Below are 698 nucleotides of genomic sequence, written 5' to 3'. Positions count from 1 at the left end.
AATGAAACCAACTACGTGATGCAAAAATTCGCGCGCGCCGTTATTGGCACCAATAACGTCGACTGCTGCGCTCGCGTCTGACACGGCCCTTCGGTTGCAGGTCTGCACCAGTCGGTCGGTAACGGCGCCATGAGTAATGCCATCACGGAGATTGATAACACCGATCTGGTGTTTATCTTCGGTTACAACCCGGCGGATTCCCACCCTATCGTGGCGAATCACGTCATTAACGCCAAACGCAACGGGGCGAAAATCATCGTCTGCGACCCGCGCAAAATTGAAACCGCGCGCATCGCCGACATGCACATCGCGCTGAAGAACGGCTCGAATATCGCGCTGCTCAACGCCATTGGCCACGTCATTATTGAAGAGGATCTGTACGATAAATCCTTCGTTGCCAGCCGTTCCGAAGGCTTCGAGGAGTATCGCAAAATCGTCGAAGGCTACACGCCGGAGTCGGTGGAAGAGATAACCGGCGTCAGCGCTCAGGAGATCCGCGCCTGCGCCCGGATGTACGCCAGCGCCAAATCCGCCGCCATCCTGTGGGGCATGGGCGTCACCCAGTTCTACCAGGGCGTGGAGACCGTGCGCTCGCTGACCAGCCTCGCGATCCTCACCGGCAACCTCGGCAAGCCAAGCGTCGGCGTCAACCCGGTACGCGGGCAGAACAACGTCCAGGGCGCCTGCGACATGGGCGC

The 698-nt window shown here is 59.3% G+C and carries 1 protein-coding gene; it reads left to right on the top strand.

The window, feature by feature from the left end:
• A partial coding sequence (locus ACSEMK_RS24035) for a molybdopterin-dependent oxidoreductase (RefSeq protein ID WP_430915554.1) occupies positions 1-698 on the top strand: 698 nt, incomplete at both ends.

It is taken from the genome of Klebsiella sp. K-3 (genome assembly GCF_051207495.1).
GTDB classification, from domain to species: domain Bacteria; phylum Pseudomonadota; class Gammaproteobacteria; order Enterobacterales; family Enterobacteriaceae; genus Klebsiella; species Klebsiella aerogenes.
This window is presented reverse-complemented; position numbering and strand designations above follow the sequence as displayed.